The sequence below is a fragment of the Thermoleophilum album genome, assembly GCF_028867705.1.
Lineage (GTDB): Bacteria > Actinomycetota > Thermoleophilia > Solirubrobacterales > Thermoleophilaceae > Thermoleophilum.
This window is the reverse complement of the sequence record NZ_CP066171.1, coordinates 641,230-656,998: the sequence shown is the minus strand read 5'-3', so window position 1 is coordinate 656,998 and position 15,769 is coordinate 641,230. Positions and strand designations below refer to the sequence as shown.

Below are 15,769 nucleotides of genomic sequence, written 5' to 3'. Positions count from 1 at the left end.
GGGGTGACGAGGCGGGCGATGCGCCGCGCGTTGTCGCTGGTGATCGAAGTGGCGGCGGTGCTTTCGGCGCTCGCGATCGCTCCAGCGAGCGCGAGCGCCGCGCGGATAGTGGCCGGGCCGCCCGCCTACTCGCCGTCGCCGGACGCCACGTTCACCTGGGAGCGCGGAGGTGGTGTCGTGCTCGCCACGGAGTGCCGGATCGACGGCACGCGGGTGGACTGCTCGCCACCGACGACGACGCTGCGCGGCCTGCCCGACGGCGAACACCGCTTCCAGATCCGCGAGATCGGCCTGTTTACCGACGACACCGTGGAGTGGCGCTGGACGATCGACACGCGCGCGCCCGACACCGTGTTCACGGCCAAGCCGCGAGCGGTCGGCGATGAGCGCAGCGCCCGCTTCGCTATCGAGGCCGACGAGGACGGCGTGCGCTTCGAGTGCCGGCTGGACGGAGCGGCTTTCGCTCCGTGCGACCGCGAGGTGATCCTCTCGGTCGGCGACGGTTTGCACACGTTCGAGGCGCGCGCGATCGACCGCGCCGGCAACGTCGATGCGAGCCCGGCGCGCTACTCGTGGTTCGTCCTTCCCCTGCCGCCTCCGCCCCCGCCGAGCGATGACGGAGCGGGCAGCGGCGGGCCGATCGGTGGTGGGCTCGGCCCCGTCCTCGGCGGCAGCCCGCCGCGCGCGGAGCTGCGCATCGCAGGTTCGCGCACTGCCCGCCAAGGTCGCCCGGTGCGCTTCGACGCGAGCCGCTCGCGCGCCGGTAGCGCGCCGATCGTTCTCTACCGGTTCGACTGGGGCGACGGCACGAGCGACACCACGTATCAGTCGCGGGCTCTGCACGCCTACCGGAGGACGGGCACTTTCGCGGCCAAAGTCACGGCGATCGATCGCGACGGGCGGGCGAGCACCTCGCAGCGAGTGCGGGTCGTGATCATCGACGGCGAGCCACCGGCGATTTCCGTGCGGCAACCGCGACCGGGCGGCCGCGTGCGCATGGGCCGGAGCGGGGTGCGGATCTCGGGCTACGCGCGCGACCGCTCCGGTGTGCGCACCGTGTGGGCGGCGATGCACCTCGTGGCCACGACCGGTTTCCGCCAGCGTGCTGGGGCGCCGCTCTGCGCCTGGTACGACGGGCGCTCGGCGTTCCGCGTGCGTTCGTGCGCGCGGCCGCTGTGGTTCCGCACGCGGCGGCGGCGCGGCGGCTGGAGCTTCGTGATTCCGCGCCGCGCGCGGATCTTCGCCGGCACCTGGGTCCTGCGGATCCGCGCCGCCGACAAGCTCGGCAACGTCGCCGACGACCTCTCGCTGCGCCGCCGTACGCTCGTGCCGTTCGAGCTTCTGCCGTACCGCGGGCGATGACGCGCGGCTGGCAAGCGCCCTGGCGAGCTCGGGCGGTGGCGACCGTCGTCGCGGGGGTGTGCTGCGCGCTTCTGTGGGGGGCGGACGCGTTCGCTGTCACGCCGAAAGGAGCGTTCGCGACCCTCCGGCCCCTTCCCCGACCGCTGATGCTCACGGCGTGGGGGCTTTTGCCCGACGGGCGGGTGCTCGTGGCGGGCGGTTTCAGCGGCGGCGCCGGTACGCGCAGCGCGGTGCTCTTCGACCCGCGGTCGCGGCGTTGGCTCGCGACCGGCAGCCTCGCGGTCGGACGCTTCGCCCACACGCTGACGGTGCTGCCCGGCGGCGACGCTCTCGTCTGCGGCGGCGCCTCGCTGTCAGCCCGCGATCCCGGTTATCTGGCTAGCTGCGAGCGCTGGTTGCCGAGCAGCGGCAGGTTCGTCTCGGCTCCTGCGCTCCCCTCCCCACGTGCTAACCACGCGGCAGTGCTCGTTCCCCGCGCTGACGGCGGCAGCGCTGCGGTGGTGGTCACAGGCGGTTTGGGGCGCGGCAGCGCAGGGCTCGGGGAGGTCGACGTGCTGCCGCTAGGCGACGACGGGCGTGCCCTCGCTGGATGGCGTCCGCTCGCGGCTCTCGAGAACGGCCGCTACCACCACACCGCGACGGTTTTGCGCGACGGACGCGTGCTCGTCGCCGGCGGCGAACGCAGTGACCGGCCGATCCCGCTGTTCGCCACCGAGATCGTCGATCCGGTACGGGCGACGAGCACGGTGAGCGATCCTCTCACCGAGCCGCGCGTCAACCACTTCGCCGTCGCGCTCGCCGACGGGAGGGTGCTGGTGGGCGGTGGCGGCACGTTCGCGAGTGGCTTTCGCCGTAGCGTCGAGATCTACGATCCCCACAGTCAACGGTGGCGGCGTGCCGCACCGATGCGCGTGGCGCGCGGCTTCGCGCAGGCCACGCGCCTAGCCGACGGGCGCGTCTTGGTCGTCGGTGGGTTCGGCAACGACGGCGACCTGGCCGAGGCCGAGATCTACGACCCCCGCCGCGACCGCTGGACGATGGTCGGCGAGCGACCCCGCCCGCGGGCGCGCGGCATCGCCGTCACGCTCACCGACGGTCTTGTGCTCCTTGCCGGTGGCCAGCTCGCGAACGGGCGGGTGTTACGCGATGCCGAACTCTTCGACCCGCGTGCCGTCGCGCGACTAGCCGACCTGCGTCTGCCGGCGCGAGTCCGCTCGCGCGCCGCACTCGTGTTCCGGTACTGGTCCGGAACGCGCGGGCCGACAACGATCGCGCTCGTGCGTGTGCGCAGAGCGCGAGGGCGGTGCCCGCGGCTAACCGGGGCTTGCGAGCACCGGCGCGCCGCCGCCCGGCGCAAGCTCGTGGACACCATCGGTTGGCGCCGCGTGCGGCTCGCCACGCGCGCACTGGCTGCAGGACGCTACGAGCTCGTCGTGCGCCACGCCGGTCGCGAGCTGCGCGGGCGGTTCACGCTGCTGCGCTAGCCGCACTCGCTCGACTGCCGACCGACCGTTCGGTACGATCGCGAGCGGCCTGCGCAGGCCGCTTCCGCCGTTCGTAGCGACCCTGGAGGAGTGATCGATGGCGAAGTTCCTCTCGCCGTTCGAATTTCGGTCGCGTTTCGTTTCAGTCGCAGCGTCGCGCGTGCGCAGTCGGACGCTGCCGAGCGCGCCCGCAGACCGCAGCGCTGGGCGCCGCCCGCCACGCGGCGCTCGGGCGCTTCGGGCACTTGCTGCTGCCGCTGCGGCCGGCATGCTCGTCGCTCTCCCGACGACAGCATCGGCAGCGGCGAAGGTGAGCGAGCGTTTCGAGCGGATTCGCGGCTACAACGAGCCCTCGACACCGGCCAAGTACGACCGCGTCGGCATCCTCGCGGTCGGTTCGCGCAAAGCGCCGAACATCCTGATCCTCGTTCCGGGCACGTCGGCAAGCTCCACCTACTTCGTCCCCCTCGCCGAGGACATAGTGCGCAAGCTCCCGCGCTGGCAGGTGTGGGCGGTGGAGCGGCGCGAGAACCTGCTCGAGGACCATTCGGTGTTCAACCTCGCCAAGCGCCGCAAAGTGACCGAGCAGCAGGTGTTCGACTACTACCTGCGGTGGATCACGACGCCGTCGATCACCAAGCACATCCGGCTGATCCCCGACAGCGAGGTCGCCTTCGCGCGCAACTGGGGTATGCGCACCGAGATCGAGGACCTGCACCGGGTCGTGCAGCTCGCGCGCAAGCGTGGTCGCCACGTGGTGTTGGGCGGCCACTCCTTGGGCGGAACCATCACCACCGCCTACGCCACGTGGAACTTCGGTGGCAAACCGGGCGCGCGCTATCTCGACGGGCTTGTGTACATCGACGGCGGCCGGATCGGTAACCCCCCGAGCGCCGACGAGGCACGCAGGCAGCTCGAGCAGTTCGCCACGCAATCGCCGTGGCTGAGCTTCGGTGGCATACCGGCACCCTATGCCGGTCTCTTCAACACCGCCGGCTCGTTGGCTGCGCTCATCTATCCCAACGAGCCGTCGATCGCGTACGACTGGCCGGGGCTGCCGGCGTTCCTCAAGCCACCGGTGCGGCCCACGAACTTGGCGCAGTACGGCTATGCCCTCGACACCGAAACGTCGCCGCCGGCGCTGTGGGCAGCCCAGGCACACATCGGCAAGCTCAAGCCAAGCGGCGAGCCGCGCGGCTGGGACCAGGCTGGTGAGATCACTCCGATCCGCCGTTACGCGCGGATGTTCTCGGGCATCGACTTCCAAGGGCTCGACGGGACGGCCTGGTACCACCCGATGCGCCTGACGATCGACGCCAGTGCCGTGGGCAACGGCACGCCGAACGCGGCGCAGAAGGTGTTCGGTGTCCGTGCCACGCTCGGACGCAAGCTGCCGAAGCGGTTGCGGATCTATGCCTTCGGCGCCGCGGGCGGGCGGCTCGTCACCGAGGCCGCGCGCGATCTTGCGCGTCAGGCGGGGATCCCGAAGCGCAACGTTGTGCTCGTGAACCGGCAGAGCACGTATGCCCACAACGATCCGGCGGGCGCCTACCCGCGCAACGAGTTCGTCAAGTACCTGCTGCCGTTCCTGAAACGGATCGCGCGCTAGCTACCGCTCGCTGCTTGCGCGACCGGCCGTCGGGCCGGTCGCGCAAGCGATAGCGGCGTTGCGACCCGCGGTAGGCTGCCGGCATGGCCGCGACGCTCTATTCGATTCCGCCTTCGCACCCGGCGCTGGCCGCGAAGTTGATGCTGCGCCGGGTCGGGCTCAACCACCGTGTGGTCGAGCTGCCGCCCGGTTTGCACGCCGCTGTGGTGCGCGCTCGCGGCTTCGAGCGGGGAACCGTCCCTGCACTGGTGATCGACGGGCGCAGGATCCAGGGATCGACAGCGATAAGTCGTTATCTCGACGAGCTGTTCCCCGGCGTTCTTTTCCCCACCGAGCCCGGACTGCGCGCGCGCGTGGCGGAGGCCGAGGAGTGGGGCGAGCGCGAGTTCCAGCCGGTGCCGCGCCGGATCTTCCGGTGGATCCTGGCGCGCGACCCCGAGGCACGTGCGGAACTGGCACGGCAGTCGAAGCTTCCGCTCGCCGCCCTGCAGGCGCGCACCACGGCGCCGATCGCGCGCAGGTTCGCTACCGCGGTGGGGGCGAGCGAGGAACGGGTGCGACGCGACATCGCCACATTGCCCGAGCAGCTCGAGCGTGTCGACACGTATATCGCCGACGGAACGATCGGCGGTGAGGAGCCGAACGCCGCCGATTTCCAGATCGCCACCACGGTCCACGCGCTGATGCGATTCCCACAGCTGCGGCCGCTGATCGAGGGACGGCCGGCCGCCGACCTCGCCCGCCGTGTGGTGGGCGAGCCGCGCGAGGTGCCGGTGCGGGTGCCGGACGAGTGGATCGCCCCCACCCGTAGCTGACGAGCGGCGGCACCGTTCGGCGCTAGCTCACGGCGCTCTACCCGACACACGGACCACCCGGCGAGAGGGACTGCTCAAGCCGCTGGCAAGCGCAGTTCGAAGCGGCCGGGGGGACCGGGAACGCCACCACTTCACCGCCCACGGCGCGTGCCAGCCGGCGCGCCAACGCCAGCCCGAGTCCAGCACCGCCATCGTCGCTGCACACTCGCGCGCCGCGCCCCGATCGGCGTGTTCTGGGAGCGGAACGTCGGCAGGGCGCGCCCTGGCGCCGCCAGGTCGCGGCCGAAGCCTGCCCGCGACCGAGGAGCGGCCGCCGTCAGGGTTCGGGCAGAAGCACCCCCGGGTTTAAGACGCCGCGTGGGTCGAACGCACGCTTGATCGCTCGCATCAGCGCGATCTCGTGTTCGCTGCGCACCAGGTGGAGGTAGCGAGCCTTGGCGGTGCCGATGCCGTGCTCGCCGCTGATCGTCCCGCCACACGCGGCCGCGAGCTCGAGCACGGCCGCGTCCACGTCTTCGCAATCAGGCGGCAAACCCAGCACGTTCACGTGCACGTTGCCGTCGCCGAGGTGCCCGAAACAAACCAGCCGGGCCGGTGGCGCGAAGCGGTCTGCGAACAGCTCACGCAAACGCCGATCGAACTCGTCCAGGTTTTGCGGCGGCAGCGCGACATCGATTTTGTGGGCGACACCCGCCCGTGCAACGGCCTCGGGAACGGCGTCGCGCAGGCGCCAGAGGCGCGTGCGCTGCGCCTCGTCGCTGGCGAGCGTCGCCCGCTCGCCGGCCGCGCGACGGGTGACGAAAGCCGCGAAGCGCTCGACATCGTCGCTGTCGCCGGCGACCTCGCAGAGCAGCGCAAACCCGCCGCTCTCGACCACCGGCCGCAGCGGGGCGGGCGCGGCGAGCGAGAGCTGCTCGGCGAGCAGCGCGAAAGACGCGCTGCACATGAACTCGATCGCTTCCACCGCCGGAACCGACGCGCGCAGCGCCAGCGCGAACTCGAGCGCTCGTGGCATCGAGTCGACAGCGAGCAGAGCCGTCGCGCGGCGCTCCGGTCGCGGGACGAGCTCCCACTCGACAGCGGTGATTACGGCGAGCGTCCCCTCGCTTCCGACGAGCAGCGGGACGAGGTTGTAGCCGGCGTTGTCTTTGGGAGCGCGCGGACCGATCCACACGATGGAACCGTCGGCAAGCGCCACCTCGAGGCCGCGCACGCGCCGGCGAGCGGTTCCGTAACGGAGCGCGTTGTGGCCACCAGCGTCGCAGGCCACTATCCCCCCCACGCTCGCTGCATCGCGAGCTCCCAGGTCGAGCCCCGCTGCCAAGCCGTGCGGACGTGCGAGGTCGTCGAGCTCGGCAAGAGTGACCCCGGCGCCAACCCTGACGGTGCGGTTCGTCAGATCTATCTTGCCGCGCGTTCGCAGTCGTCTGAGCGAGAGCACGAGCTCGCCTGACCGCGCGACCGAGCCACCGACGAGCCCAGTGTTACCACCCTGGGGCACGACGCCGACGCCGTGCTCGGCCGCTGCCGTCACCACCGCAGCGACCTCTTCGCTGTCGGCGGGCAAAACCGCGGCTCGGGCACGGCCTTGGAAGCGGCGCGTCCAATCGCATTCGAACGCCTTGAGCTGTGCCGGATCGACGATCACGTGCGCCGGCCCCACTGCCGCTCGCAAGGTCGACTCGAGTCCCCCCGTTGTGCGTCTGTCGAAAGTCATGGCGACAGCACCAGCAGGTGGCGCGATGCTTGCCCGTTTAGATCAGAGGGATAAAAGCGTCCCCGCTGTTCCAGCGGCGCGCCAGGTAACGGACACGGCGCGGGTATGTCGGCGACTAGTCGGAGTTGCCTACGGCCGTGCACGTTGTCGAATCCCTTCCTGTCGCCGACCTCTGTCCTGGCCCTGCTCCTCACGCGGCGAGCGTACGACCTCGTGCGCCGCGCGATGAACCCAGCTGACCATCCGAACCCGGCAGTGGCTCCCCTGCACGTGCCGCTGGCGATCGCTTGCCCGTTGTAGAGCCCCTGCAGTAGCCGTAACATCGACCGCGATGAGGGGCAGGGGTGCCTTTCCGGCGCTGCGCGCGTTGGCGCTGGCAGTACTTGCAGTTTTCGCGCTCGGGGCGGCGACGCCGAACGCGCTCGCCCGCGCCCGCTACGTGGCGCTCGGCGACTCCTACTCGTCGGGGACAGGCACCGGCAACTACTTCGACCGCCAGTGCTTGCGCAGCGAGCAGGCGTATCCCGCTGTGGTGACCATCGCGCGCGGTGATCTCGACCTGGTGTTCGAGGCATGCTCGGGCGCAACCACCGACGACCTGCTGCGCGAACAGCTCGACGGGCTGACCGCCGATACCCGCTGGGTGACGGTGACGATCGGCGGCAACGACATCGGCTTCGCGGACATCGTCGTCGCGTGCGCGAGCGCGAGCCTGGCAGGCAATTGCGAAGAGGAGATCGCCGAGGGCGAACGCAAGGCGCGCGAGGAGCTGCCCGCCAAGCTCGACCGCACGTACCGCGCGATCCGTCAGCGGGCGCCGCACGCACGAGTGCTGGTCCTCGGGTATCCGCGGCTGTTTCAGGACCGCGGCCGGCCGCCCAACTGCACCGGGGGAGCTCTGTTTACGCCCGAGCGCATCGAACGCCTCAACCGTGGCGCCGAGATGCTCCGCGACCTGATCCGCGAGCGCGTCGCGGCGGCCGGACCGGGCTTCTACTTCCTCGACGCAATATCCGTGTTCGAGGGGCACGAGGTCTGCAGCCCGAACCCCTGGATCAACGGCGTGATGACGGAAATCGTGAGTAGCTACCACCCGAACCGCTTCGGCCACTTCGCGGGCTATGGGCGGATGGTGCTCGACGCGATGGAGCGCATCCCGCGCGCCGAGCGCCAGTCGCCGACCAGCGGTAGTCGCACGGGTACACCCCGTAGTGGCACAGGTACACCCAACGGCGGCAGCGAGGTGCGCGCGCTGCGCCGCTGCCCGGTGGCGCCGCGCGCGCGGTTTACGCGCTCCGGAGTAGGCCGCTTCCGGCTCGGCACAAGTGCGGGCTCGCTGCTGCGCCAGGCCGGGAGGCCGCAGACGCGGTCGCGCAACGCGTGGACCTGGTGCGTGCGCGGCGGCGGAGCTGTCACCGTGGTCTTCAGCCGCGGACGTACCGTCGCGGTGTTCACCAACGCCCGCGGCCACACATATCGCGGGTTGGGGGCCGGGGACCGAGTTACAGCCGCGCTCCGTCGTCGCCTCGCGCTCGCGCGCCGCGGCCGCTACCTCGTTGCGCGCGGCGGTGTGTTTCTGCGCATTCGCCAGGGCCGAGTCGTGCACATCGGCGTCAGGTCGTGAGATAGCTGCACAGCGCTACGCGCCGTCTCGGCGCGTGGCAATTCGACCGGTCAACGCGATGCTCTACGAAAGTGGCATCGATATCCGCACACCAGGGCTTGCGGGTTGTTAGGACGCTCGCTTCGCCGGGAACGGAACTCAGCGACCGAGCATCAGCTGCAGCGCTAGGCGCCGTCCCCGCCTTGCGCGCACGACCAGCGTTATGCGGCGAAGGTTGCGTTCGGTCGCCGAGGCGTAGCGTGTCCGGTCAGGGGAGGCGGCCACAAGCCCGCTGGAAGTCACCAGCAAGCGGCCCGCGCGGACACCACGCGCATCACGCGCCACGCGCCAAGTGGCAGGTAGGAAGAGCGCCTGGATGAGTACGTCTCCCGGCCGCGCGGAAAGCACGAGCGTGACTTTGCCCTCGCCGACGCGGGCCCGGAAAGTGCGCCGCCACAGGCAGCCGCCGGCTGTGTCGCCGCCAGCCGCAAGGACGGCGGCGCGGCGTGCCGCCTCCTGTGCGCTGCCGGCATCGGCCACCGAGCGGAAGCACACACGCCCGACGAGCGTGCGCTGGTCGCGCTGCCAGCGAAACCACGAGACGGCACCGGCGCCCAGGCGCCCGCGCCGAACCAGGAACGGACCGGCGCTGCCCGAACCGATCGGCCGCAGCGGCACGACGTCGCGCCACCGGCCGTGGGCGTCGCGGTGCTTCCAAGCGAGGAGACCGACGTCGATCCGCAGGTCACCACTGCTGCGGGCGCCGAAGGCTACCCAGTCGTTTCGCGCTCGTGCGATCGCAACCGCGGCACGGCCACGACCGACCACCCACGCCCCGCGGCGTTCGCCGGGGAGCAAGCACCTACCCCGACCTGGGGTGCCGCTGCGTGCCCGCGCTGCCTGCGCTGCGTCGAGGGCCTCGATCAGCCAGCCGACCGCGGCGAGAGTCAGGCCGCTGTACGCGGGATCGCTCGCGTACCAGTCGAGACCGAGCTCGACCGGGAGGTCATAGGCGCGCGCGTCGGTCGCGGTGGCAGCGAGAGGGGTGATGGCGAGTGACCCGTCAGCGCGTCGGTAGCGGGCCAACAGCCGGCGCACCAACAACGCAGCAAGCTCGTTGCCGCACCCGCTGCGCGTGCTCGCGGCCGCGTATGCCGCGAAGGCGAGTGCCCAAGCTTGCTCTTGCGAGCGCCCTCGCCAAGCGATGTCCCCGTCGGGCGCGGCAAGGTAGGCGGTGGCGCGCACACCGCGGACGATCGTCGTCGTGAGCGAGCGGACCGCACGCACACGGTCGGGCACCGGGAGGTCACGGACCAGGCCCAACCCGCGCGCAAGGAAGGCGGTGGTGAGCGCGTGGTAAGCGGCGGGGAAGTAGGGCGGGTCCGACACAACCGCTGCTGGCCCGCTCGCTGTGCGCGTGCCGCTGCGGGCGGCTAGTTTGCGCGACTGTTCCGCGAGGTAGGCGAGCGCGAGCGGAGCGAGTTCCGCTGCATCGCCTGCGAAAGTCCCGTCTGGCCCGTCGGCGGCCACATCCGACCGTGCGATCTCGATCGCTGTGACCGCTTCGACGAACGGCTTGTTCCACGGCTGCGAGGACGCGCCGATGTACAGGGGGCGCAGTTGGCGGACGCGCTCGCGCAGCTCCCCGGCAAGCCCGGCGAAGCGAGCGCTGTCCTGCGCCGTCGCCCGATCACCTGCGAGCCATGCCCGCAGCAGGCGGTACGACGACGCCAGCGCGAAAGGCTCGAACGTTCCGTCCCTCGGCGCCGGCGTGGCGAGGACGGCACGCAGCGCCCGCGCGCTCGCGTCGAGCCACGAGCCACGCTCGCTGCGCAGCCCGTGCAAGAGCAGCGCGTAACCGAGGATCGCTTCGTCGTAGCCGCCGCAGCGGCGCAGGCACCAGGGTCGAAAGGGGTCGGGAAACGTGCCGTCGGGGCGCTGCCGCGCGACCCAGCTGTCGATCGTGCGCGCGACGGCCCGCTCGAGATCGCTCCGCAAGCGGGTGCCTTCAGCGAGCGCTCCGCTTACGGCAGCAGACTGCGCGCGGCTCGCGGGCGCGGGAGCAGCTACGAACCCTGGCGCAGTCGCTGCGTGCGCAGAGCCAGACACAGCACGCGGCGAAGCGACAAGCGTGCTCGCGAGGCAGAGCAGGAGAACTAACAGCGAACAGCGGCCGGGATGCTTCTCGCTCAACGAACGCCAGACGGCAGATCAGATCAGATCAGATCAGATCATACGCGACGGACTGGGTGAAACTGCGACGCTGCACGCATTTACGACACCCGCGGAGGCCGAAGCATGCGCGGGAGCGCCGAACAGGACGAGGCGCGCGAATCGTACACGGTTGGGACAGACCTACGCACGGCCCGGAAGAGGTCCCTTGCGGGCAGCGTTGCGCGCGCAACCCGGTTGCACGGGGACCCGCGAGTGGTCACCGCTGGCGGCACGCGGGAGCGGTTCCTCTACTAGGCACCACGGAGTCCGCCGCGAGGAGAGCGGACGACGGGGATCGAACCCGCGACCTTCGGCTTGGGAAGCCGACGCTCTACCAACTGAGCTACGTCCGCACGGCTTGCAGCGCCACCCGGGTGGCGCGGCGGTAGAAAGAGGATAGTCGCCGTCGAGGCGGCCGGCGCTTCTACGCTTGCGGCGGTGGCACGGTCCTCTCGCAACCGCTTCGCCGCGACTGCCGCTGTGGCGGCGTTCGTGGCGCTATGCGCTGTCGCGCTCACGCCCGCCGCGCTCGCCTGCCCGAAGACGACTCTCGCCGACGTCGAGGACGAGGTGATGTGCCCTGTGTGCGGGACGCCGCTCGGCCTTGCGACCGAGGCGCCGCAGGCCGAACGTGAGCGCGCGTTCATCCAACGGCTGGTCGACCGCTGTTACGACAAGCAACAGATCAAACGCGCGCTCGTCGCCGAGTTCGGACCGCGCGTGCTCGCCGTGCCGCCCGACAGCGGAACGCGCGTGTTCTCCTATCTCGTACCGGCCGCAGGTTTGGTCTGTGCGCTGACAGCACTGGCGGCAGGGGTGGCACGGTGGCGACGGGCGCGCGCGGCGGCGGCGAGCGGTCTGGGCGCCCCGGTCGACGCAGCAAGTGGTGGCGCACGAGCGAACGCTGCGGCTGGGCTCGGCGACCCCGACGACCCACGCGTCGAGCGAGCGCTCGAGCGCAGCGGCCTGTGGTGACCGCGCGTGGTCTCTTTTGACCACACCTTGGTTCTCGCCGCCTCCGGGCCCGACGCGAGCGTTGTCGCCGCCTTCGCGGTCGGGTTCGTGTCGTTCATCTCGCCCTGCGTTCTGCCGCTCGTGCCGGGCTACCTGTCGACGATCTCGGGCGTGTCGTTCGCCGAGCTCGCGGCGGGCCGGCGCCGGCTTGCGGTGCTTGGCCCGGCGCTCGTTTTCTGTCTCTCGTTCTCGGCGATGTTCGTAGCCCTCGGGCTGACCGCGACCGGGCTCGGCCGATTGCTCCAGGACCACCGCGCGCTGCTCGAAAAGGTCGCCGGGGTAGCGATCGTGGCCCTCGGGCTGCTGTTCGTGGCGAGCGCGCTGTGGCCGGCGGTGGGACGCGAGTGGCGCCCACGCCGCCTCGTCGAGGGTGCGCGCACAGGCGGGCCGGTCGTGGCAGGGCTGGCGTTCGCCGTGGCTTGGCTGCCGTGCACCGGCCCGACGCTCGGCGCGATCCTCACCGCCGCCAGCACCGAGGCGACCGTCTCGCGCGGCGCACTACTCCTCGCCGCCTACGCCGCCGGTCTCGCCGTGCCGTTCCTCCTTTGTGCCATCGCCTTCGCGCGCGTCGCACCCCTCTTTAGCTTCCTTCGCAACCGCTGGCGCGTGGTGGCAACCCTCGCCGGCGTGGTGCTGGTAGCGATGGGGGTGCTGCTCTACACCGACGAGCTAGCGCGGCTCAACGCCGAGGCGCTGGCGCTCCTCGACCGGCTCGGACTGAACGTGTTCGCGCGCCTTTGACGGCCGCGCCTTCACCGACGTGTCCGCTCTAGCTCGCGCAGGAACGGCACGACGGTCTTGAGAAAGCGGTTCGAGCGGGGATCGCCGACGACCGGGTCGAGGTGGCTGGCCGCGGGATCGTCGACGAAGCGGTAGCGGCGCACACGCGAGATCGCGACAAAACGGCGCGCCCCCCGCAACACGCGACCGCCGGTGAGGTCGGTCTGGTAGGCGTAGAGCGGCACGTCGACCCTTCGCGCCCAGCGCAGCCGAAGCCCAAGGATCTTCGCCGCCGCGGTCATGCGCAGGTCGTTCGCAGCGTCGACGTCGAGCCGCAAGCGGCGCGGGAAGTACCACTCGATGAAATCCGGTTTCGTCGCCGCCATCGCTCGCACCAGCCGCTCGATCGGGGTGCGCTCGCCGCTCACCCACGGGCGCGGGTCGCCCGCCGCCGCGAGCCTCCCCGCCCGCACGCGAACGAACTCGAACCCCGGCGGCGACGTGTCGCGGTCGAAGGCGTAACCGACAAGCGCCTCGTTGGTGACGGTGAACGCCGGCCGGAAGGCCGCCGGCACCAGCGGCTGGAGTTTGGCCGGCACGTCGGGGGCGCGAAGCGCGTAGAGCCCCGCGGTTTGCACGAAGATCCCAGCGAGCTCGGGAACACCGAGGCCGAGCACGTCCTCAAAAACCTGCCCGCGACGCATCTCGTCGAGCTCGCGGCGGGCGCGAGCGGCGTCGGCCGAGGCGAACGTGCCGAGAAGCCCGCCGTCGATCAACACCAGCCCGCTGATGTCGCGGTAGCCCGGCCGGCCGGCGAAATCCCACGCCGCGTAGGCGAGCGCCGTCGAAGCGCCGAGAGAGTGGCCGCCAAGCACCACCCGACGCCCACCCTTGCGCGCGGCGAGGACCACGCGTCGCAGATCGGCGAGCTGCACGGCGAGCCCCCACTCCGACGCATAGGGCACGTCGAGCCCGCGCACACGCCTGTACTTGCCGCCGAAGTAGTAGTCGTAAGCGGCGCTGGCGCTGCGGCGGGCGAAGCCGCGCTGGTCCTCGAGCGCCTGCTCGCGGCGGTCGACGACCCACACCTGGGTGGCCGGCAACCGTGCGGCGATGTCGCGCGCGACCGGTGCGATCGTGCCGGCCCCGCCGAGGAAGCCAGGCACCAGCACCACCACGGTGCGCGCCCTCCGCGCCCCGACCTGGTAGGCGAACACCCGGTCGTAGCGCGCCGCGCCTGGCGCGGGCGCCCCGGCGATCGCCACGTAGCGCTCGATCAGTGCTGTGCGCGCTGCTTGCGCACCTGGCGCAACCGCAAGCGCCATCGCGAGCGCTATCGCCACTGTGAAGGCCAGCGCGAGTCCCTGCGCCCGAGCCACGCGCCGATCGTACCTAGAGGCGAGCCCAGTAAACGCCGGTCGGTTCGCGCCGACGCTCCCGCGCCACACCGGCGCCCGGTTGCCAATCCGGCGGCCGACCGCCGCGGTGACGTCCGGCCGCTACATCTCGTCTGGTGCCGCGATGCCGAGCAGCCCCAGACCGCGCGCGAGCGTGTCGCGCACCGCCAAGCACACCGCCAAACGGAAGTTCTCGTCTCCCCCTTCTTCGTCCGCCCCGAGCACGCGGCAGTCGCGGTAGAAGGCCGAGAACGCGCGCGCCAGCTCGAGCAGGTAGGCAGTCAGGCGGTGCGGCGCGCGCAGCGCAGCGGCTTCGCCCACCTCGGACGGGAAGGCGAACAGCTTCAAAAGAAGCTCGCGCGCCGCCGGGGCCAGTGTCTCGGGCGACGCCTCGAGGTCGCGGCCGCGGACAGCTGTCTCGCGGTCGGTCCCGGCGCGGCGGAGGATGCTGGCGATGCGCGCGTGGGCGTACTGGACGTAGAAGACGGGGTTGTCCTGGGCTTGGCTGCGCGCCAGGTCGAGGTCGAGCTCGAGCGTCGTGTCGTGGCTGCGCGAGAGCAGAAACCACCGCGCAGCGTCGACACCGATATCGCTGACGAGCTCGTCGAGCGTGACTACGGTGCCGGCGCGTTTCGACATCTGCGCCCTGCTGCCGCCCTCGACGAGGTGTACCAGCTGCATGATCACGAGCTCGAGGCGGTCGCCCTCGCCGCCGAGCGCCTGCCAGGCGGCGCGCATGCGGCCGACATAGCCGTGGTGGTCGGCGCCGAGCACATCGATCGCCCGGTAACCGCCCTCGGGGTTGGCTGCAGCGAGGCGCGCGAGCTTGTCGGCGTGGTAGGCGATGTCGGCGGCGAAGTAGGTGTACTCGCCGTTCGAGCGGCGCAGGACACGGTCTTTGTCGTCGCCGAAGGCGGTGGTGCGCAACCACAGCGCCCCGTCCGCTTCGTAGGTGTGACCGGCGCGTGCGAGCTGCTCGAGCGCCCGCTCGATCGCGCCGCTCTCGTGCAAGGAGCGCTCCGAGAAGTAGCGGTCCATCCGCACACCGAAACGCTCGAGCGTGCCCCTTACCGACGCCATCATCGCCTCGACACCGCGGCGCGCGAGCGTTTCGGTGTCGAGGTCGGCGGCGCCGTCGATCGCCCGTGCCAGCTCGGCGACGTAGTCGCCCCGGTAACCGTCCTCCGGCGGCTCTTCGCCGCGCGCGCGCGCCGCGATCGAGCGGGCGAAACGCTCGACCTGGGATCCGGCGTCGTTCACGTAGTACTCGCGCTCGACGGTGTGGCCGCAGAACTCGAGCAGGCGACAGAGGGCGTCGCCGTAGGCGGCGTGGCGGCCCGAAGCGACGGTGATCGGGCCGGTCGGGTTGGCGCTTACGAACTCGACCAGGATCCGCTCGCGCGGGCCGGCGGCGAGCGGTCGCCCGTACGCGTCGCCCGCGGCGAGCACCTGCGCCAGCGCCCGCTTGAACCACGCGTCCGCGAGCCGCAGGTTGAGAAAACCTGGCCCCGCGACGTCGACCGCGGCGACACGTTCGCCGAGTTCGTCGGCGAGCGCAGCCGCCAGTCGCTCCGCAACTTCGCGCGGCGCCGAGCGCGCGAGCGGTGCCAGCAGCATCGCGGCGTTGGTAGCGAAGTCGCCGAGCTCGAGCTTGGGCGGGCGATCGAGCGTCGGCAGCCGCGGGAGATCGCCGTCGGCGAGCGTGCGAGCGGCCACTACCACCGCGTCGCGCAGCGAAGCGATCGGGTCGCAGGCGTTATCGGCTCGGGTCGCCACGACGGTCGCCGAGATTACCGCTCCGCCGCGCCCGCACCGCTCGGAGCGGCCGACGCCG

The 15,769-nt window shown here is 71.4% G+C and carries 11 protein-coding genes and 1 tRNA gene; 7 read left to right on the top strand and 5 right to left on the bottom strand.

Annotation, left to right across the window (positions count from 1 at the left end; all coding sequences use genetic code 11):
• The first annotated feature begins 18 nt into the window (after positions 1 to 18).
• The 4 genes from JDY09_RS03020 to JDY09_RS03005 all read left to right on the top strand — a co-directional run bounded on the left by JDY09_RS03020 (position 19) and on the right by JDY09_RS03005 (position 5,270).
• Positions 19 to 1,362 carry a PKD domain-containing protein gene (locus JDY09_RS03020; protein ID WP_274717539.1) on the top strand — a complete coding sequence of 448 codons (1,344 nt, stop codon included), beginning with the start codon at positions 19 to 21 and terminating at the stop codon, positions 1,360 to 1,362.
• Positions 1,359 to 2,846 carry a Kelch repeat-containing protein gene (locus JDY09_RS03015; RefSeq protein ID WP_274717537.1) on the top strand — a complete coding sequence of 496 codons (1,488 nt, stop codon included), beginning with the start codon at positions 1,359 to 1,361 and terminating at the stop codon, positions 2,844 to 2,846. The genes JDY09_RS03020 and JDY09_RS03015 overlap by 4 nt, the downstream gene beginning before the upstream one ends.
• A gap of 97 nt (positions 2,847 to 2,943) precedes the next feature.
• Entirely contained in the window at positions 2,944 to 4,455 is a 1,512-nt protein-coding gene (locus JDY09_RS03010) for an alpha/beta fold hydrolase (protein ID WP_274717535.1), read from the top strand.
• A gap of 83 nt (positions 4,456 to 4,538) precedes the next feature.
• A complete protein-coding gene (locus JDY09_RS03005) occupies positions 4,539 to 5,270 on the top strand; it encodes a glutathione S-transferase family protein (protein ID WP_274717534.1) in 732 nt (243 codons plus the stop codon).
• Positions 5,271 to 5,586: 316 nt separating this feature from the next.
• On the opposite strand, the gene JDY09_RS03000 is transcribed toward JDY09_RS03005, so the two are convergent.
• Positions 5,587 to 6,987, bottom strand: coding sequence for an FAD-binding oxidoreductase (locus JDY09_RS03000; protein WP_274717533.1), 1,401 nt, complete (start codon positions 6,985 to 6,987; stop codon positions 5,587 to 5,589).
• Positions 6,988 to 7,318: 331 nt separating this feature from the next.
• Between JDY09_RS03000 and JDY09_RS02995 the strand changes: the two genes are divergently transcribed.
• Positions 7,319 to 8,611: an SGNH/GDSL hydrolase family protein gene (locus tag JDY09_RS02995; protein WP_274717531.1), complete on the top strand. Its 1,293-nt coding sequence runs from the start codon at positions 7,319 to 7,321 to the stop codon at positions 8,609 to 8,611.
• Positions 8,612 to 8,749: 138 nt separating this feature from the next.
• On the opposite strand, the gene JDY09_RS02990 is transcribed toward JDY09_RS02995, so the two are convergent.
• The gene (locus JDY09_RS02990; RefSeq protein ID WP_274717530.1) at positions 8,750 to 10,588 is read right to left on the bottom strand and encodes a hypothetical protein; all 1,839 of its coding nucleotides are present in this window, start codon (positions 10,586 to 10,588) and stop codon (positions 8,750 to 8,752) included.
• Between the two features lie 496 nt (positions 10,589 to 11,084).
• Positions 11,085 to 11,157: transfer RNA gene (locus JDY09_RS02985), tRNA-Gly, on the bottom strand.
• An 85-nt stretch (positions 11,158 to 11,242) separates the two neighbouring features.
• Between JDY09_RS02985 and JDY09_RS02980 the strand changes: the two genes are divergently transcribed.
• Together JDY09_RS02980 and JDY09_RS02975 are read left to right on the top strand one after the other, a co-directional pair.
• Positions 11,243 to 11,779 (top strand): cytochrome c-type biogenesis protein, encoded by a 537-nt coding sequence (locus JDY09_RS02980; protein ID WP_274717529.1) that lies wholly within the window; start codon positions 11,243 to 11,245, stop codon positions 11,777 to 11,779.
• Between the two features lie 27 nt (positions 11,780 to 11,806).
• The gene (locus tag JDY09_RS02975; protein ID WP_274717528.1) at positions 11,807 to 12,559 is read left to right on the top strand and encodes a cytochrome c biogenesis CcdA family protein; all 753 of its coding nucleotides are present in this window, start codon (positions 11,807 to 11,809) and stop codon (positions 12,557 to 12,559) included.
• An 11-nt stretch (positions 12,560 to 12,570) separates the two neighbouring features.
• On the opposite strand, the gene JDY09_RS02970 is transcribed toward JDY09_RS02975, so the two are convergent.
• Together JDY09_RS02970 and argS are read right to left on the bottom strand one after the other, a co-directional pair.
• A complete protein-coding gene (locus tag JDY09_RS02970; RefSeq protein ID WP_274717527.1) occupies positions 12,571 to 13,917 on the bottom strand; it encodes a hypothetical protein in 1,347 nt (448 codons plus the stop codon).
• A gap of 120 nt (positions 13,918 to 14,037) precedes the next feature.
• Positions 14,038 to 15,711 (bottom strand): arginine--tRNA ligase, encoded by a 1,674-nt coding sequence (argS, locus tag JDY09_RS02965; protein WP_274717526.1) that lies wholly within the window; start codon positions 15,709 to 15,711, stop codon positions 14,038 to 14,040.
• Positions 15,712 to 15,769: the final 58 nt, after the last annotated feature.

Coding starts and splice junctions, on each gene's coding strand:
- JDY09_RS03000 (WP_274717533.1), bottom strand. CDS start 6,987: ATGACTTTCGACAGACGCACAACGGGGGGACTCGAGTCGACCTTGCGA.
- JDY09_RS03010 (WP_274717535.1), top strand. CDS start 2,944: ATGGCGAAGTTCCTCTCGCCGTTCGAATTTCGGTCGCGTTTCGTTTCA.
- JDY09_RS02995 (WP_274717531.1), top strand. CDS start 7,319: ATGAGGGGCAGGGGTGCCTTTCCGGCGCTGCGCGCGTTGGCGCTGGCA.
- JDY09_RS03005 (WP_274717534.1), top strand. CDS start 4,539: ATGGCCGCGACGCTCTATTCGATTCCGCCTTCGCACCCGGCGCTGGCC.
- JDY09_RS03015 (WP_274717537.1), top strand. CDS start 1,359: ATGACGCGCGGCTGGCAAGCGCCCTGGCGAGCTCGGGCGGTGGCGACC.
- JDY09_RS03020 (WP_274717539.1), top strand. CDS start 19: ATGCGCCGCGCGTTGTCGCTGGTGATCGAAGTGGCGGCGGTGCTTTCG.